Genomic DNA, 17,375 nt, shown 5'->3' with positions numbered 1-17,375 from the left:
CGATGAGTTTTGAAAAAAGCTGAAAAAGAGTTGGCGGTTTGTCGTTTGTCTCGCAACTAGTTCCTTGCGAATGATGATGCGAAGCCAGACTACTCTTCGGAAAGCAATGTGATGGTCGCCACAGACTCCTCATGGACGGCGCGCGAAAACGATTCCAGCGATCGAGAAGGCTGGGGCAACGACCCTGGTTTTCTTGAGTTGTTGGAACACGCGCGGGATGGTGATCGTGATGCGCTTGGCCGCTTGCTTCAGTGGTACACGAATTATCTGACGATTCTGGCCAGCACGCAGTTGGATCGTCGGCTCCGCAAGCGAGTCAATCCATCGGACATCGTTCAGGAAGCGATGTTGGAAGCTCATCAGGACTTCGGCGATTTCCGTGGGACCAGCCAGGGCGAGTTGCTGTGTTGGTTGCGGACCATCTTGATTCACACGTTGCATCGCAGTTTCAAACGCCACGTACAGGTTCAAAAACGAGACATTCGTCGCGAAGTTTCATTGGAAGCGGTCAGCAATCGCTTGGAGGAGTCGGCTTGCAATTGGGCGGGGATTTTGGCGGGCAATGAACCCTCGCCAAGTGCTCCCATGCGTGCCCGGGAAGGCGCGGTTGAGTTGACCAATCAGCTCAGCAAACTCAAACCACATTACCGCGAAGTGATCGTCCTGCGGGTGTTGCAAGGGCTTTCGTTCGATGAGATCGCGGAGCGAATGGATCGCAAGTGCGGTGCTGTTCGGATGCTTTGGTTGCGAGCGTTGGAGAGTTTCAAAGCATCCGAGGACCAGCGTTGATGGTCGCCTTTGAATTGTCGACGGATGAATCGCAATCGACGGATCCATCGCTGCTGCGCGGTCTGAATGACGAGCAACAATCTCGGCTGACGAAATTGTTGGACGAGTACTTGGTCGGTTTGGAAAACGGCGAGTCATTGGACTCGGATGAAATCGTTCGGCAGAACCCAGACTTGGGGTCCGTCTTTCATGCCTACCTCGAAAAGCTGAGAGCTCTCTATGGCGTGGCCGCCGGGATGCACCCCACTCTCGATGCGCCTTCGGTCCCGCTGCCGGCGGACAAACAACTCGGTGACTTCCTTTTGCATCATGAGATTGGTCGTGGTGGGATGGGGGTTGTCTACGAAGCCAGTCAGCAGTCGCTTGATCGACGCGTCGCGATCAAGTTGCTGCCGCTGGCTTCCATGTTGGACTCGAACCAGATCGCTCGGTTCAAAAACGAAGCCCACGCGGCTGGCTTGCTGCAGCATCCTCACATTGTCCCGATCCACAGTGTCGGCAGCCATCAAGGCGTTCACTACTACGCGATGCAGTTCATCGATGGCATCGCCTTGGATGCTTGGGTGCGGGAACGTCGGGAGGAGAAAATCGCTGGTGAGCTTGCCGTGGAATCGGGGACGTCCACCGGCGAATCTCGGGCGGAGTCGGCGGAACGAAAACGCGACGCTTGGAAGCAAGTGGTTCAGTGGGGAATCGACATCGCTGACGCGTTGCACGTTGCCCACGAAAATGGTGTGGTCCATCGTGACGTGAAGCCATCCAACTTGATGCTCGATCGATCCGGCAAGATTTGGGTGACCGATTTTGGGTTGGCTCGCTGTCAGACCGAGATGTCATTGACTCGGTCAGGCGACGTCATTGGCACGATGCGGTACATGAGCCCCGAGCAATCTCGTGGGCAATCGGCTTTGATTGATGGACGAGCCGATGAGTATTCGTTGGCCGCCACGTTGTACGAATGCCTGACGCTGCGTTACGCCCATGAAGGCGAAGATGCGGCAACCATTCTGAAGAAGATCGACAACGAGGAGGTGATTCCCCTGCATTTATTGCGGCCCGATTTGCCTCGTGATTTAGGGACCGTGATCGCGAAGGCGATGTCCAAGAATCGCGAGGATCGATACGAGACCGCCAAGGAGTTCGCCGAGGACATGAATCGAGTGCTGAGCGGTGAACCCACCATTGCCAGACCACCATCTGTCGCGGATCGGTTGACGCGTTTGGCCTTGAAGCATCGTCGTGTCGCATTGTCGGCGGCTTTGATTGTGACTTTGGGTTTGGTTGGGTCGACCATTTACAACGCGAAGTTGGCAGCGGCGAAGAGCGTGTCGGACGACAATTTGGCGCGAGCCACTCGGAGCGAGTTGTTGGCGCGCGGAGCGATCGATCGTTTGGGAGCTCAAATGGCTGAGTCTCTGGCCAATGTTCCGGGGGCTGATTCGGTGCGTCGGCAGTTTTTGTTGGAAACACTGCAGTACTACGAACTCTTCGCAGCGGAAGTCAAAGACGATCCCGCACTGCGCGAGGACCTGGCGATGACACTTGCGAAAGCGGGAGCGCTGCAATCGGAGTTGGGAGACAGTGAGCAAGCGATCATGGAGCTAAAACGCAGTGAATCGATCTACGCGGCGTTGGCAGCGGATACGGGTCCCAACGATCCCGTGCGACTGCACTGGTCGACGTGCCAGAACAACTTGGCACAAGCCTTGGTGCGGGCAGGGAAACTAGAAGAGGCAGTTCGCTATTTTGTTCGGGCGATGACGCTTCAACGGAAGCTGGCTGATCAGGGCCCCGCGTTTCCACAACGCCGCGAGGTCGAAGTGTCGTTGGCAACCACGATGAACAACATGGGTTTGTTGTTGATGCGAACCGATGCGAAAACGGAAGCGGAATCGTATTTCACCAAATCGATTCAACGTCTGCAGCCGTTGGCCATCGATTTGGTGTCAAACACAGACGAATTATCGCAATCGAATACGGATCCGATTTCGAAAAAGTTGTCAGCGGTTCAGTCCAATCTGGCAGGCTTGCTGACGGAGTCGGACCCTGGACGAGCGATCCAGTATGCGAGTCAAGCACTGGAGTCCCAGTTGAGTTTCTTGCAGGCTGAACCAGGTGACGCAGCGATTGCCGGGCAAACGATGGTGACGCTCAATACGCTCGGCGCGGCACAATCCGCAATGGGGAGGAATGCAAAAGCAATCGAGACATTCGAGCAAGCCATCGAAATGGGCAACCAAGTCGTGCTTCGTTGGCCCAATCACCCGAACTACCGAAGGGATTTGGCACTCAGTTTCAATCACTTGGGTTTGGTTCGATCGAAGATGAAATCGTTGGGGAAGGCACGCATGGCGTTTGAGAAGGCGTTGGAAGTTGGGCAACCGCTCGCCACTCAATTTCCAGATGACGCCGAGACGCAGAGCATGCTGGGTGGAGTTTGGAACAACTACGGATTCCTTCACCAGCAACTGGGGGATGCAGAGGCCGCCGCCAAGGCGTATTCCCAAGCCATTTCTCTGCAATCGGTCGCGGTTTCGGTTGCACCGGAAGTTGTTCGGTACAATGAATACCTGCGAAAGCACCGGGCGAACTATCAAAGCGTGATGCCTTCGGCCGGAAATACGCTGCCTCAAGAAGAGCTACAAGGATTGATTCATGAAGCCAAGTAACGACTCGCGAATCTTATTGCTCGAACAACTTGAATCACGTTCTCTGTTGGCCGGTGGGATCTTCACGCATTCTGATTTGGGTGCTGCGACCCAAGGAATGGACCGATCGCAAATGGATCGAGCGGTTCCGACATTGCAACGTGCAGCTACCGAAATCAGTTCCGGTAGCGCGCGCGATGGTGCGGGGTTTCAGATTCTTTCAGAGCGTTCGCAGGATTCCGGCGGCGCACGCCCGATGCGAGACTTCGCTGCTATCTCACGGCCTTCGCCGCAACATGGTCATTCTGGTCAACGTGATGGAGGACAGAACGATCGGGGGCAACCCGTTTCCGGGCGTGAATCTCGCGGCGGTGATTTGCGAACAAGCGATCTGACCAGTCAATCGTCGCAGGTAAGTTCACAAACTTCGTTCGAAGGAGCGTCCAACAATCAGATCGTTCAGTCGTCCAATTCCAATTCCGTGCTGTGGGCGGTTCAGTTTGTGGTTGCTGCGCCGCGACCATCCAACAGTGTGAGTGTGGGTGATGTGCTTGATGGTTGGAGCGGCGGAAATGTTCGTTCGTCGGCGGGCGAAGGAACCGTGTTGGCCCGTGCGAACTCCGCCGCCGGTTCCTCGGAGTCTGGTTCGACAGGTCGAGGCAGCGAGTCGAAATCATCCGCATCGAATGCTTCAACGAACAACACCGGTGCCGTTCAAGGCAGTGGATCGTCGGTTGCCTCCGTCGATGATTCAACAGCCGCGGTTGCAGGCGCGAACGTCGCCGAACGGACGAATCGCACCAGTGACAACTCGCAAATCGCGGCGGTTGATTCGTCGTCGCCTCTCGCCGGCGAAGTGGATGGGGGAACGATCGATTGGTTGCCCCAAGTTTCTAGCGGCGACGTGTCGTTGGATTCTTCTCGGCCGGACGATGACGCCTGGGAATTGGACGAACGCACTCTCGAACAACTTCGCAAGGTGGCTCGAGATGCAACGGATGATCTGACGGAGGACATCGAATCGGGCCGTGTTCGTGACACCAGCGAAACGCCGTTGTTGGAAGGGCATTCTGTCGACGACGCTTTGGCAAGTTGGTTTGGCTCTCCCACCGGCTTGATCGATGGGATCCGATTCCAGGACGCATTGCCAACGGTCGTGCCGACGTTCTCACCTGGAATGGTGGACATCGCTTTGGATGCGACCGTGGGAGTTCACCGGACGATCGGTTTGATGGCTTCAGCGGAGACGGTTCCGGGCCCAGTCGTGGTGAACGAAGTTCGCGATGCAGTGTTGGCGGCGATCGCGTTTGAGACCGATGCACTGGCACAGCCTGCTTTGGACACTCGGCCACTGCGGTTGTCAGGATTCGCCTACCCGGGTGTCGCAATCGTTGCGGGGACTTTGGCACTGAACGCACGTCGACGTCGTTCAGGAGTCCTGCTGACCAGCCGCTGATCGGTGTTGCGTACGGAGGGGGCTGGGGGCTGAGGGGGGCCGCATGCGGAGAGTGCCGTGGATCGCAAACGCCAAAACGGAACTTGGGCGGGCTTTGCGGGTTCAATGCTTCAGCGGGGCCGTTCTGGACGTTCCCTGTGACTACCCCTCGTCATTTTGGAGCTGGAATTTTGCGTCACTCGACCGTTTTCTGTGGTTTGGCACTGTTGGCATGTTGTTCTCCAATCGCGTTTTCGTCCGCGTCTGGCGATGATGTGAACCGCGATTGGCCTCAGTGGCGAGGTCCTGATTCGTCTGGGGCCGCTTTGGAATCCAATCCGCCGACGACCTGGAGTGAGTCGGAAAACATTCTCTGGAAAATTGACGTTCCTGGCTTCGGAAGCAGCACCCCGATCGTTCTCGGCGACCGGGTGTACGTCAGCACGGCGGTGAAAACCGAGCGCAAGGCGGAAGGTGCTGACTCCAGCGAAGCACCGGTGGAGGCATCCTCGGAAGCCGCTCCGCCACGCGGGGAACGACGCGCTGGTGGAGGACGTCCGGAAGGTGGACGCGGTGGACCGGAACGCGGCGGGCGAGGTCGCGGACGCGGCGGTCGAGGCGGAGATGCGAAACCGACGAACTATCACGATTTCATGGTGATTGCCTACGATCGTACGGACGGCAAAGAAATTTGGCGGACATCGTTGACGCAAGAGGTGCCTCACGAAGCCGGCCACAACACCAACACTCTGGCTTCCTCTTCGCCCATCACCGATGGCGAGAAGTTGTACATGTCGTTTGGTTCGCGAGGCGTTTTTTGTTTGGACCTCGACGGCAAACAACTCTGGAGCGTCGACTTGGGCCAGATGCAAACTCGCAATCAGTTTGGTGAAGGCAGTTCGCCTGCAGTCCACAACGGCACCTTGGTGGTGCCCTGGGATCATGAAGGCGAATCCTTCATCGTCGCCTTGGACGCCGCGACCGGAGACGAAAAATGGCGTCAAAGCCGCGATGAACAAACGACTTGGTCGACGCCTTTGATCACTGAGTACGAAGGCCGCACACAAGTCATCACCAACGGTTCCAAGCGAGTCCGCAGTTATGACTTGGCAACCGGAGAACTGATTTGGGAGTGTGGCGGGCAGGCTGGCAACCCGATCCCCTCTCCAGTTCGTTTTGAAGACAACGTCATCGTGATGACCGGCTTTCGTGGTTACGCGATTTATTCGATTCCACTGAGTGCCAAAGGGGATGTCACCAACAGTGACGTGATCACCTGGATCGAAGAAGACGCGGCTCCCTATGTGCCTTCCCCGGTGCTTTACAAAGGTCAGCTGTACTTCGTGAAGGCCAACAACGGTGTCTTGGTCTCTCGCCAGGCCAAGACCGGTGAACTGGTGATTGATCAAACACGCCTGCCAGAGATCTCGACGGTCTATGCATCGCCTGTTGCCGCGGCGGATCACATCTATTTCACCGGACGCGATGGAACCACTTTGGTTTTGAGTCACGGCAGTGAGATGGAAGTGGTCGCTACGAATCAGCTGGCCGATGAAATCGATGCGTCTGCAGCCATCGTCGGGGACCAAATTTTCATGCGAAGCAAATCGCATCTGTACTGCATCGGCAAGTAGCGGAAGGCTCGCCCGCGTTCGCGAGTCGTCGCGGCGTGGCGGGCGGGTTATGATGTGACTCCGAATTTGTTTCTCAAACCATTTCCCAGTGCCCCGTCAAACGGTTGAGTTCAAGATGTGTGATCAGGACCATTTCGAAGAAGATCTGAAGAAGTATTCTCGCCGAGACATCGGCACCTTGGCTGCGGCCGGAATCGGTGCCGCCATGATGCTTCCGGGAGTTGCCAATGCGGCCGAAGTCAGCGAGCAAGACGTTGAAATCGAAACCCCCGACGGCAAGTGCGACGCCTACTTCGTGGCTCCATCGGCGGGAGCCCATGCTGCCGTTCTGATCTGGCCGGACATCTTTGGTTTGCGTCCCGCGTTTCGTCAGATGGGAAAACGTTTGGCCGAATCGGGGTACAGCGTGTTGGTCGTCAATCCATTTTATCGCCAGCAGAAAGCACCGACGGCCGCCAACGGAGCGAACACTTCGATCTCGGATGTGCGGCCATTGGCTCGTTCATTGACTCCTGAAACCCACACGACGGATGCAAAAGCGTTTGTGGCTTGGTTGGACAAGCAATCCCAGGTCGACACAGGCAAGCCGATTGGGACCACCGGCTATTGCATGGGTGGGCCAATCGTCTTTCGAACCGCCGCTGCGGTTCCCGATCGCATCGGTGCGGCGGCTACGTTTCATGGTGGCGGATTGGTGTCCGACGGGGACGACAGCCCGCATCGGTTGATTCCAAAGATGAAAGCGGACTTTCTGATCGCGGTTGCGGAGAACGATGACCAACGCGATCCGGAAGCCAAGACCGTGCTGAAGGAATCCTTTGAAGAGGCCAATCTTTCTGCCGAGATCGAAGTCTATCCGGCCGGGCATGGTTGGTGCCCTCCCGACACCCGCGTTCACAATCCAGAGCAGGCTGAGAAGGCTTGGAGCCGGATGCTCGCGTTGTTCGAAAAAGCTCTGGCTTGAGGCAGCGTCCGCAGGTGAGGACCGGGCACCAGCGTCTGGGACGCGGCGGACTGGTTGACGTCAGGATGGTGGCAGAATATCGTTAATCGTCGTTGAACGATTGTTCTGCGTCGCAATTCAGAAGTTGTGACCGTCGTTGGAACGTCTGCCGGATTTTGCCTGTTCTTGAGAGTGTCCATGAGTGAGCTGCATGCCATTGGTTTGTTCCCAACCTTGGGCGTCTTTGTTCAGCAATGCCAAACCGAGGCGGACCAAATCCCTGGGGATCGCAAGGACGAACTGAAGGGATTGGCGGCGTACATCCGCGAGCAAGTTCAGGAGTCCGAACCGGTGCAATTGACTTTCATTTGCACTCACAATTCACGCCGCAGTCACCTCGCTCAAATTTGGGCCAAGGTGGCTGCGGACCTGTTTGGTGTGCAGCGTGTGCGCACCTTTTCAGGGGGCACCGAAGCGACGGCAATGAATCCACGAGTGGTTGATTCGTTGAAGCGGACAGGATTTCAGGTCGTTGTGAAATCGGAAGAGGATCAGAATCCGATTTATTCGGTCCGCTATGCGGAACACGCCGAGCCGTTGCAGTGCTTTTCCAAAGTCTACAACCAGTCGCCCAATCCAACGGCCCGATTTGCGGCGGTGATGACGTGTTCCAGTGCGGACCAGGCTTGCCCGTTCGTTCCTGGATGCGATCTGAGGTTGCCGATCCGCTACGAGGATCCGAAGGTGTCCGACGGAACGTCTCAGGAAGCTGAAATCTACGACGAACGCTCTCAGCAGATCGCCCGAGAGATGCTGTACGCCATGTCGTTGGTCTGAATTGCGGCAGCCATCCGATGCTGAATGGGAACCGACTCGCCAAGCGTTGGGGACTCACCCGCCTGCCGCTGTGTGATCGGTGGTGCGGCCCAAGATTCCAGTGGCGACAGGACGAAGCCGTCGGTGGCGCAAATGGGCACCGATGCCGTGGTGCCGGAAATCCTGTTGCAAACCGAGGTTGAGTTTGATTGAGGCGCACGCTTTGCGGGGCGATGCCGTAGTCGGACATCTACAGTGTGACGCCCCGAGAGGTGGCGACCACGTGATGAACCGAAAATCTCATTCGAATATCAACTTCAACGGCCTCGATCAGATGAACAGTTCCAGTTCCAATTCGTCCCAGTCCGCATTGTTCCAGCCTCTCGAACTGGGTGGGCTGACGCTGCCCAACCGGATCGTGATGGCTCCGCTGACACGAGCACGCGCCGGGGTGGAACGCATGGCCAATGAAATGATGGCCGAGTACTACACGCAACGAGCTTCCGCCGGTCTGCTCATTAGCGAAGCGACCGTGGTGTCTGAACAAGGCATTGGTTGGCCGCAGTCACCGGGCATCTCCACCGATGAAATGGCGGAAAGTTGGAAGGTCGTGGTCGACTCGGTTCACCAAGCCGGTGGCCGAATCTTTCTGCAGTTGTGGCACACCGGACGTGCATCGCACAGTGATTTTCATAACGGTGAACTGCCGGTGGCACCCTCGGCCATCGCGATCGAAGGCGACGGCGTGCACACCCCATCGGGAAAGAAGCCATACGAAGTGCCACGTGCTCTCGAAACCAGCGAACTGCCAGGCATCGTGGAAGATTATCGCCAGGCGGCCAAACGGGCGAAGGCAGCTGGATTCGATGGCGTCGAAATCCACTCCGCCAATGGCTACCTGCTGGATGAATTCTTGCAGTCCAAGTCGAATCAACGCGATGATCAATACGGCGGCAGCATTGAGAACCGCTACCGTTTGCTGGGTGAGGTTGTCGATGCGGTCACCAGCGTTTGGTCCAACGATCGTGTTGGCGTTCGGTTGGCTCCCAACGGTTCGTTCAACGACATGGGGTCACCCGAATACGTCGAGCAGTTCACGTATGTGGCTCGCCAGCTGGATGCGCATGGACTTGCCTACTTGCACGTGATGGACGGCACCGGGTTTGGTTTCCATGAACTTGGTCCTGCGATGACGCTCGCGGATTTCCGAAAGGTCTTCAGTGGTACGTTGATGGGCAACGTTGGCTACACCCGGGAGTCCGCGGAAGAGGCCATCGTGGACGGTTCGGCGGATTTGATTGCTTTTGGCCGGCCGTTCATCAGCAATCCGGACCTCGTCGAACGTTTCGCCAACGGTTGGCCTTTGGCTGAAACAGCCGACATGTCGGTTTGGTATTCGCACGATGCGCATGGTTACACGGACTTCCCAACCTATGAAGCTGCCTCGTCCGAAGACACTGTCGAAGAACCTGAAGCCTGCAACGCGGAATAAAAGCGTTTGCCGACGGCGTTTTCTTGTTCATTCCCTCCTCTTGTCAAAGTCAAAGCATTATGAAAACCGTCCATGCGTACGCGGTGAAGGAACCCAAGGGTAAGTTTGAAGAGTTCGAGTATGAACTTGGTGAGCTTGGCCCCAACGAAGTTGACATCGAAGTCGAGTCGTGCGGCATTTGTCACAGCGATCTCAGCATGGTCGACAACGATTGGGAGATGAGCGAATACCCCTTGGTACCCGGCCATGAAGTGATCGGGAAAATCGGGGCCGTTGGCGAGCACGTGACGCATCTATCGGTTGGTGATCGAGTGGGGTTGGGGTGGCATGCCGGGTACTGCATGGTGTGCGATCAATGCATGAGCGGCGATCACAACCTGTGCTCAGACGCTCAAGCGACCATTGCCGGTCGCCACGGTGGATTCGCGGACACGGTGCGCGCTCAATCGGCCAGCGTGGTCAAGATCCCGGATCCTTTGAATGCCAAGGAGGCTGGGCCATTGCTTTGCGGCGGCATCACGGTTTTCAATCCATTTGTGCAATTGGATCTTTCGCCGACATCGTCGGTGGGCGTGATTGGCATTGGTGGGTTGGGACACCTCGCTCTGAAGTTTGCCAATGCGTGGGGATGTGAAGTGACAGCCTTCACTTCGGAATCCAAACAGGAAGAAGCGTTGCAGATGGGAGCCCATCACACGCTGAACTCCCGTGACATGGACGCGATCAAAGACACCGACCTGCGGTTTGATTTGGTGATCTCGACCGTCAACGTCCCGCTGGATTGGAATGCGATTCTCGGCACACTTAAAACCCACGGACGACTTCACATGGTGGGGGCAGTGACGGAGCCAATGCAGATCGGTCTGCTGCCGCACATGCTTTTCAATCAATTGTCATTGGGAGCTTCTCCGGTGGGACCGCCCGTCATCATCCGCCGGATGCTGGACTTCGCGGCGCGGCACCAGATCGCTCCCGTGACCGAGCACTATCCAATGAGCCAAGTCAACGACGCGTTTGAACGTTTGCGAAGTGGAGACGCTCGCTACCGGATCATCTTGGACCGCGATTGATAAGGCGGGCATCGGCTTTCGCTTGGCAAGCCGTTTGCGAAGGTCACTCCGTTTCCGTCGCAAACATTTGCTGGATGTCTTCCAGGATCAGGTACAGGCATGGGACCAACACCAGAATGATTCCAGTGGCGAACAGGATTCCAAAACCCAGTGAGATCGCCATCGGAATGATGTACTGAGCCTGCAGGGAGTCCTCGAAGATCAATGGCATCAGTCCGCCGAAGGTCGTCAACGTGGTCAGCATGATCGGTCGGAAACGACGCAGCCCGGCCTGTGAGATCGCGTCGAACGCGGACTGGCCTTTTCGGTGTCGATTGGCGTAGTCGATCATGATCAGCGAGTCGTTGATCACGACGCCGGAAAGAGCAATCACGCCCATCAAGCTGACCAGTGAGAGATCGTAGCCCAGCATGATGTGGCCGATGATCGCTCCCACCACGCCGAACGGAATCGCGACCAGCACGATCAGTGGTTGCACGTAACCACGGAATGCAATCGCGAGCAGCGAATAGATCACCGCGAGGGCCAATCCGAAGGAGCCCCACAGGGACGCCGTGGCTCGCCGCATTTCGGCGTCACTGCCTTCGAAGCTCCAGGTGATCCCGGGGAAGTCTTCGCGGAGTCGGGGAAGTTCTGAGGAACGCAAGGCTTCGATGACTTGGGTGGCAGCACGTTTGGGTTCGACATCCATCGACACATTGATCGCGCGACGTCCATCGCGACGATTGATGGATCGGAAGGCCAGTGTTTCTTCGACATCCGCGACGTCGAGCAGTGGGACCTCTGCCCCGCTTGGTGTGCGAATGATCAAGTCTTCGAGATGATGAATGTCTTCCCGCTGCTCTTCGGGAAGTTTGACACGAACTTCGGTTTCGTTGGTCCCCCGAATCAGACGCAGCGCCAGCGATCCGAAGAAGGCACCTCGCAATTGTTCACCGAGTTCCTCATCGGTGAGTCCCAGGGCGCGTCCCTCGGGACGCAATCGGAAATCGTATTGGATTTTGCCTTTGTTGTAGTTGTCGCTGACATCCCTGGCGTTGGCGAACAATTCGACTCGTTCGACGAACGCCGTGGCAGCTTTTTCCAGCACCTCGATGTCGCTGTGACTGAGGTCAATGCTGATGTCGCGACGGTGACCACCGGGACCACTTTCTGCTTCGAAGGTGACTTGGTTCACGCCGGGTAGATCGCCGATGTGTTCTCGCCACAGTTCGATGACTTGGTTGGCGGTCATGTCACGCTGGTCTGGTGGCTTCAGCACGATTTCCACGTCAATGAAACTCTGTCCGCGGACGTTGGTTTTGATGCCTTCGGCGACCTCGTACAGATTGTGCTCATCGAACATTTTGATGCTGGCCTGAGTCACCGTGTCAGCGATTTTTGCAGCTTGGGCCTGAGTCGTGCCAACAGGCATTCGCACGCCAGCTTCGATTTCGTCGGCCGACACTTCGGGCATCAGAATCAAACCCATGTGGGCACTGGTTGCATAACCACCGATGACCACGAACAACGCCAAGGCAAGAGAAGCCGTCACGTATCGATGGCGAAGGCTGATGGTCAAAATGGGGCGATAGAAGAATTCCACCAATCGGTTGAATGCTTGGCTGAACCTTTGTTGGGCGTGATGCAAGCGGCCGCCGATCCCGTTGCGTTTGCGACCTGCGTCGCGAGCGTGAGCCAAGTGGGCGGGGAGAATGAACAAGGATTCGACCAGCGAAAGCGACAGCACGATGATCACAACGATCGGCAACGGGCCCCAGAACTTGCCTGTCTCACCGGGGATGAACAACAACGGAACAAACGCAACGATGTTGGTCAGGATGCTGAACGTGACCGGACCGGAGACTTCTTGGGTGCCTTGGACGGCGGCGGCCTCGTGATCCTGGAGCGTTTGGCGTTTTTCGTAAACGTTTTCGCCCACCACCACCGCGTCGTCGACCACGATCCCTAAGACGACGAGGAATCCGAACAGCGAAATCATGTTGATGCTGACACCGGCGACGGGCAACAGCAGCACACCGCCGATGAAGGAAATGGCCATGCCCGTCATTACCCAGAATGCCAATCGGAATTCCAAGAACAGCGACAGAATCACCAGCACGATCACCACCGCCATCGCGGCGTTTTCCGCGACCAGCATCAATCGTCGGCGGAACTCTTCGGCGTTGTTGCTGTCGATACGCCACTTCACACCGGGAGGAAGGACCGTTTCAAATTCTGCCATCGTCTCGTGGACCGCTTCGGCCACATCGATGGGAGATTGCGAGCCGACACGGAAAATGTCGAGTTCGACCGATGGCGTTTGGCTGAACTGAGAGTGAAAGCCAACGTCTTCGAATCCGTCCCGAATCGTGGCAATGTCACCAAGCGTCACCATCGGGCCATCGCGTCCGGAGACGATTTCGATGCCGGCGAACTCTTCCGCCCATTGCTTGCGAGCTTTCACGCGGAGCAGGATTTCACCCGCGGTGGTTTGCACCGACCCCGCCGCCACGTCTTGGCTCGATTCGCGAATGACCTGAGCCACGTCGGGCAGAGTCAGGCCGTATTCACGCAGTCGTTGTCGCGGGATTTCGACATGCGTGACATAGGCTGGCACGCGGCGCAGTTCGACCTGCGTGATCTGTTCTTTGGATTGCAGTTGATCGCGAAGTTGTTCGGCCAACTTTCGCAGAGCCCAGATGTCGATTGGTCCATAGATGGCAACCTGCATCACTTCTTGCTGGCGTGATTGCAGGCGAACTTCGGGTTGTTCGATCTGATCCGGGAAGGTGCGAATTCGGCTGACCGCTTGGTCGACATCCTGCAGAACCTTCATGCGGTTCTCGCCGGCGACCAATTCGATCAGGACTTCACCGCGTCCCTCACGAGCTTCGCTGGTGAGTTCGCGAATTCCTTCGACGCCACGGACGGCTTCTTCGATCGGACGCAGGATACCCTGTTCGACTTCCTCGGGAGCGGCTCCTGGGTAACCAACGGTCACTTCCACGATGTCGAGTTGGAACTGAGGAAAGACTTCTTTCTGGATCGCGAAGGCAGACCAGATGCCGCCACCGAGCAACAGCAGCATCAGCAGGTTGGCTGCAATCGCATTGCGAGCCATCCAGGCGATCGGGCCGCCCTCCGGAACCAGTTTGGACAACGAGGTCACTCGATTGTCTCCTTGGTTGCTGTTTCCTTGGCCTCATCGGAGTCGACATCAAGATCGGTGTCGTTGTGGGTGATCTTGCGCAGTCCGACTCCGTTGGCGACGGTCGCCAGGGTCGTGATCACGATCTCTTCGCCCGCTTCGATGCCTTCGCGAATGTAAGCGTACTCTGCGTCTTGAAAGACAACCTGCGTTTCCCGGATCTCAAGTTGTTCGTCTTTCATGACCCACACCGTGTCTTGATTGCGTACGTAATCGCGGGGCAATCGAACGACGTCTTGGATCTCTCGACCTTCAATTTGGGTTTCGATCAACGTGTCGAGAATCAAGGGTGGTGCATCGGATTCACGCCCGAGTGGATCGGGCACGGTGATCAGGACGCGGGCCAGGCGTGTTTGTTGGTCGAGTGTTCCAATCAGTCGAGCGACCCGCCCTTCTCGCTCGACACCTGGACCCCAGGCATCTGGGTGGCGGAGGATGACTTTGGAACCTTCGATTGAAACGCCATCCTCCGTTGTTTCAGGGAACTGGACCCAACGAAGCGTTCGGACGGGAACCGCGGCCATGATCCAGTATTCTTCCAAACCGATCAGGCGGCCAAGTTCGTCCCCGGTGCCAACTTGCGAACCGATGTTGACGGACCGCGAGAGAACATGAGCGTCAAAGGGAGCGGTGATTTGGGTCCGATCAAGGTCCAGTTGGGCACGTTCCAGTGACGCCTTCGCCGCAGCCATCTCGGCTTTGATGGATGCGATTTGTGGCTCGCGTAGCACGAGGCCGCGGTTGGTGTCATCGATGGTGTCCTCGAGCATTTCCAGCTCTTTCACCGCCAACCGCTGGCGTGCCTGTTCGATTTCCCACAACGCTTCTTTCTGCAGCAATTCACTGTTGCTGATCGAGATCGCATTTTCGAAATCAGCTGGATCGATTCGCAGCAACGACTCGCCTTGGCGAACCAGGCCACCCGGAATGAATTCCGGTGAGAGTTCGACGACTTGGCCGTTGACGCGCGGACTGACCGTGATATCCCGGGCAGGTTCGACCGTTCCAAGCACCACCACTTGAGGGGAGTAGTTGCCTCGTTCCGCTGGGATGGTTTCCACCAAAGCCGCCGATTTTCGGGTGGCATTGATCTGCTGGGCGGTGGGTTCGGTTTGGTTGATCACGAACACCGCAGCGGCGGACGCACCCAAAATGGCCAAGCAGGTGATGGTGGTTCCTAGGATGCGAAGCCAGCGCCACTTGGGTCGCTGTTTCGACGCATCATTCATCGACAACGGTCTCCGGAATGATTTCCACGGTGGATTCCAATAATTCAAAGTCTTGGGAGCGGGTGTCAAAATCGCCAGCCAACGCCAGGTACAGCGAGACGCGAATGAGCACCAAGTCTAGTTGAGCCGAAAGCAGTTCGCGCTGCAATCTTTGCTGAGCAGTGATTGCACTGAGCACATCCAGGTAAGTCGCGTCGCTGATCAGGTACTGCTCCCGCAATTGCTCCGACGATTGGCGAGCCAGTTCGACTTGGTTTTCCAAGTGTTCGATGCGTTCGAGTTGGTACCGTTCCTGGGCCAGGGCGTCCTCCACCTCACTGAAAGCATTCAGCATGGTCTGCCCATAAACATTGAACAATTCGCGTTTGACGGCGGCGTTGCGGTCGACTTCAGCTCGGCGTTGCCCACCGTCAAACAGCGGGGCAATCATTTGTGCACCGATCGAGACAAACCAATCGCGGAACAGCGTTTCAGGCGATTCCGACACATTCAGCAGCGACCCGGTGAGGTTGATCCGCGGGTACTGGGCACTGATCGCAGACGCGAGGTCTCGGTCCGCGGCACGGAAAGCCAGGTAATCGCGGCGGACGTCCGGGCGGCGTTTCAGCAATTCCGACGGCAGGCCAGTGGCCGGCAGCGGTGGCAGGGCCGGCAGATCGGACCCGGGGTCGTATTCCGCGGACTGAGGCATTTCACCGAGCAGCACGGCGAGTTGATGTTCCAAGACTTCGATCCGGACCTTTTCGACAACGATTTGTTCCAGGGTGGCTTCGACCAGTTGTCGTTGCCGAAGCACGTCAGGGCTGCGGATCAGTCCCGAGGCAAAGCGAGCTTCCTGCAATGCCAAGCCCATTTCGTTGTTGTCGAGTTGTTCGTTGAGCAACTCGATCTGGGCGTGGCCTTCGATCAGTGAGAACCATGTCCGTGCAATCTCAGCGGACAGCGTCAGTGCGATCGCCTGGTAGTCTTCTCGCGTGGCAGAGGTTCGCAATCGTTCGGCGTCGACACGAGATTCAATCTCGCCCCACAAGTCGACTTGGTACCCCGCATCCAATCCCCAGATGAAACTGGAACGATCCTTGCCAGGACCCATGGTGCTTCCATAGTCCGCGATCCCATTGAGGTCGGGCCACAGGTCCGAGGCTTCGCGTCGTGTCACGGCCCGAGCCGCATGCAATCGTTGCAGTGCGGCAGCAAGCGTGAAGTTGCCTTGCAGCGCGACTTCGATTTCCGCATTGAGTGTTGGGTCGTTGAAACTGGTCCACCAACGGTCTGGCTGAACCACTTCGCCTTCTGCGGAAAACGGAGGCGGCGTTTGAGATCGAAAGGTCCAGGTGTTGTCTGGATTGGCGCAGCCCGCACCGACCAGCAGCAATGCAATCAGCCACCGGGCGGGGAGCAACCTCGCGAATCGAACCATGGACATGAAGGCGGAACTACGAGATTCGGTGCTCCGAAATCCAGTCCAATTCAAGACTTGCTACGGGGCTCCCACGCTATTCGTCGTGTTTCACGACGGTCGACAAGGCGATCACCGCCCAGGCACTGCCCCAGTCGTTCGCCGTTGGCGTGGCTGCTCCCTTTGCAGAAGCCTTGGTTTTGACACGTATTCAATGCGGCACGCAGCCAACGACCGGTGAGTGTTGAGTCTCGGCGAGGTGCTTTGCCTCGCGATTCGAGGCATTGAGTTTGCGTTTTGGAACGCAAGAGAGTGGGCCAAAAGAGTGGATGCTGTATCCGGTCCAAGGGCGACAAGCCTGGGCTGCAAAATGTTTGGTCTTAAGCAGGTACGCAGGTGTCATCGGGTATGTGAGCCGTTGGCGTTAGCCACGGTTTTCACGCGCAACCGGGGCTAACGCCCAAACGGCTCACATGGTTGTGCCCGATCATTCCAGCCGACCTGCTTAACAGCGTTTTGGGCTGCGCAGGTTTTGTTCCTCGACTTCGCCCCAACGGGGCAGCCCTACGCCAGCCCAGGGCAACGCCCTGGGTTGTGGCGGGAACAAGATTACAAAGCCCCAACGGGGGCGGTCCTAGCGGGTTTTGGGGAGTCTTTCTTAGGGCCGCCCCGTTGGGGCTGGTGTCGGAATCTCCGTAACGAAACCCCAGGCGATGCCTGGGGCTATCTT

General features: G+C 57.2%; 12 protein-coding genes. 9 read left to right on the top strand and 3 right to left on the bottom strand.

The annotated features are described in order from the left end of the window. The first annotated feature begins 111 nt into the window (after positions 1-111). From PSR62_RS01340 to ahr, 9 genes are all read left to right on the top strand, one after another. Complete coding sequence (locus PSR62_RS01340) at positions 112-789, top strand: sigma-70 family RNA polymerase sigma factor (protein ID WP_274406041.1); 678 nt, start codon at positions 112-114, stop codon at positions 787-789. Beyond that, positions 789-3,458 (top strand): serine/threonine-protein kinase, encoded by a 2,670-nt coding sequence (locus PSR62_RS01335; RefSeq protein ID WP_274406040.1) that lies wholly within the window; start codon positions 789-791, stop codon positions 3,456-3,458. The genes PSR62_RS01340 and PSR62_RS01335 overlap by 1 nt, the downstream gene beginning before the upstream one ends. Beyond that, complete coding sequence (locus PSR62_RS01330) at positions 3,445-4,893, top strand: hypothetical protein (RefSeq protein ID WP_274406039.1); 1,449 nt, start codon at positions 3,445-3,447, stop codon at positions 4,891-4,893. Before PSR62_RS01335 ends, PSR62_RS01330 begins: the two co-directional genes overlap by 14 nt. Before the next feature lie 170 nt (positions 4,894-5,063). Then, positions 5,064-6,506, top strand: a complete 1,443-nt coding sequence (locus PSR62_RS01325) for a PQQ-binding-like beta-propeller repeat protein (RefSeq protein WP_274406038.1) — start codon at positions 5,064-5,066, stop codon at positions 6,504-6,506. 115 nt (positions 6,507-6,621) lie between these two features. After that, entirely contained in the window at positions 6,622-7,470 is an 849-nt protein-coding gene (locus tag PSR62_RS01320) for a dienelactone hydrolase family protein (RefSeq protein WP_274406037.1), read from the top strand. A 177-nt stretch (positions 7,471-7,647) separates the two neighbouring features. Then, the gene (locus tag PSR62_RS01315; RefSeq protein WP_274406036.1) at positions 7,648-8,286 is read left to right on the top strand and encodes an arsenate-mycothiol transferase ArsC; all 639 of its coding nucleotides are present in this window, start codon (positions 7,648-7,650) and stop codon (positions 8,284-8,286) included. 24 nt (positions 8,287-8,310) lie between these two features. Further along, a complete protein-coding gene (locus PSR62_RS01310) occupies positions 8,311-8,478 on the top strand; it encodes a hypothetical protein (RefSeq protein ID WP_274406035.1) in 168 nt (55 codons plus the stop codon). Positions 8,479-8,599: 121 nt separating this feature from the next. Further along, positions 8,600-9,757 (top strand): alkene reductase, encoded by a 1,158-nt coding sequence (locus tag PSR62_RS01305; RefSeq protein WP_338020265.1) that lies wholly within the window; start codon positions 8,600-8,602, stop codon positions 9,755-9,757. 59 nt (positions 9,758-9,816) lie between these two features. After that, the gene (gene ahr / locus PSR62_RS01300; RefSeq protein WP_274406033.1) at positions 9,817-10,827 is read left to right on the top strand and encodes an NADPH-dependent aldehyde reductase Ahr; all 1,011 of its coding nucleotides are present in this window, start codon (positions 9,817-9,819) and stop codon (positions 10,825-10,827) included. 43 nt (positions 10,828-10,870) lie between these two features. Here the strand turns inward: ahr and PSR62_RS01295 are convergent, their stop codons facing one another. From PSR62_RS01295 to PSR62_RS01285, 3 genes are read right to left on the bottom strand one after another with little or no spacing between them, the layout of a single operon-like run. Beyond that, positions 10,871-13,978 (bottom strand): efflux RND transporter permease subunit, encoded by a 3,108-nt coding sequence (locus tag PSR62_RS01295; RefSeq protein WP_274406032.1) that lies wholly within the window; start codon positions 13,976-13,978, stop codon positions 10,871-10,873. Continuing rightward, positions 13,975-15,246 (bottom strand): efflux RND transporter periplasmic adaptor subunit, encoded by a 1,272-nt coding sequence (locus tag PSR62_RS01290; RefSeq protein WP_274406031.1) that lies wholly within the window; start codon positions 15,244-15,246, stop codon positions 13,975-13,977. The genes PSR62_RS01295 and PSR62_RS01290 overlap by 4 nt, the downstream gene beginning before the upstream one ends. Next, a complete protein-coding gene (locus tag PSR62_RS01285) occupies positions 15,239-16,666 on the bottom strand; it encodes a TolC family protein (RefSeq protein ID WP_274408311.1) in 1,428 nt (475 codons plus the stop codon). Before PSR62_RS01285 ends, PSR62_RS01290 begins: the two co-directional genes overlap by 8 nt. Positions 16,667-17,375 lie beyond the last annotated feature (709 nt).

This window comes from Rhodopirellula sp. P2 (assembly GCF_028768465.1).
GTDB lineage: Bacteria > Planctomycetota > Planctomycetia > Pirellulales > Pirellulaceae > Rhodopirellula.
The sequence above is the reverse complement of the archived record's forward strand: the minus strand, read 5'-3'. Positions and strand labels throughout refer to the sequence as shown.

Excerpts from the sequence above, each read along its gene's own strand:
- PSR62_RS01340 (WP_274406041.1), top strand. The coding sequence starts at position 112 with ATGGTCGCCACAGACTCCTCATGGACGGCGCGCGAAAACGATTCCAGC.
- PSR62_RS01335 (WP_274406040.1), top strand. The coding sequence starts at position 789 with ATGGTCGCCTTTGAATTGTCGACGGATGAATCGCAATCGACGGATCCA.
- PSR62_RS01330 (WP_274406039.1), top strand. The coding sequence starts at position 3,445 with ATGAAGCCAAGTAACGACTCGCGAATCTTATTGCTCGAACAACTTGAA.
- PSR62_RS01320 (WP_274406037.1), top strand. The coding sequence starts at position 6,622 with ATGTGTGATCAGGACCATTTCGAAGAAGATCTGAAGAAGTATTCTCGC.
- PSR62_RS01315 (WP_274406036.1), top strand. The coding sequence starts at position 7,648 with ATGAGTGAGCTGCATGCCATTGGTTTGTTCCCAACCTTGGGCGTCTTT.
- PSR62_RS01310 (WP_274406035.1), top strand. The coding sequence starts at position 8,311 with ATGGGAACCGACTCGCCAAGCGTTGGGGACTCACCCGCCTGCCGCTGT.
- PSR62_RS01305 (WP_338020265.1), top strand. The coding sequence starts at position 8,600 with ATGAACAGTTCCAGTTCCAATTCGTCCCAGTCCGCATTGTTCCAGCCT.
- ahr (WP_274406033.1), top strand. The coding sequence starts at position 9,817 with ATGAAAACCGTCCATGCGTACGCGGTGAAGGAACCCAAGGGTAAGTTT.
- PSR62_RS01290 (WP_274406031.1), bottom strand. The coding sequence starts at position 15,246 with ATGAATGATGCGTCGAAACAGCGACCCAAGTGGCGCTGGCTTCGCATC.
- PSR62_RS01285 (WP_274408311.1), bottom strand. The coding sequence starts at position 16,666 with ATGGTTCGATTCGCGAGGTTGCTCCCCGCCCGGTGGCTGATTGCATTG.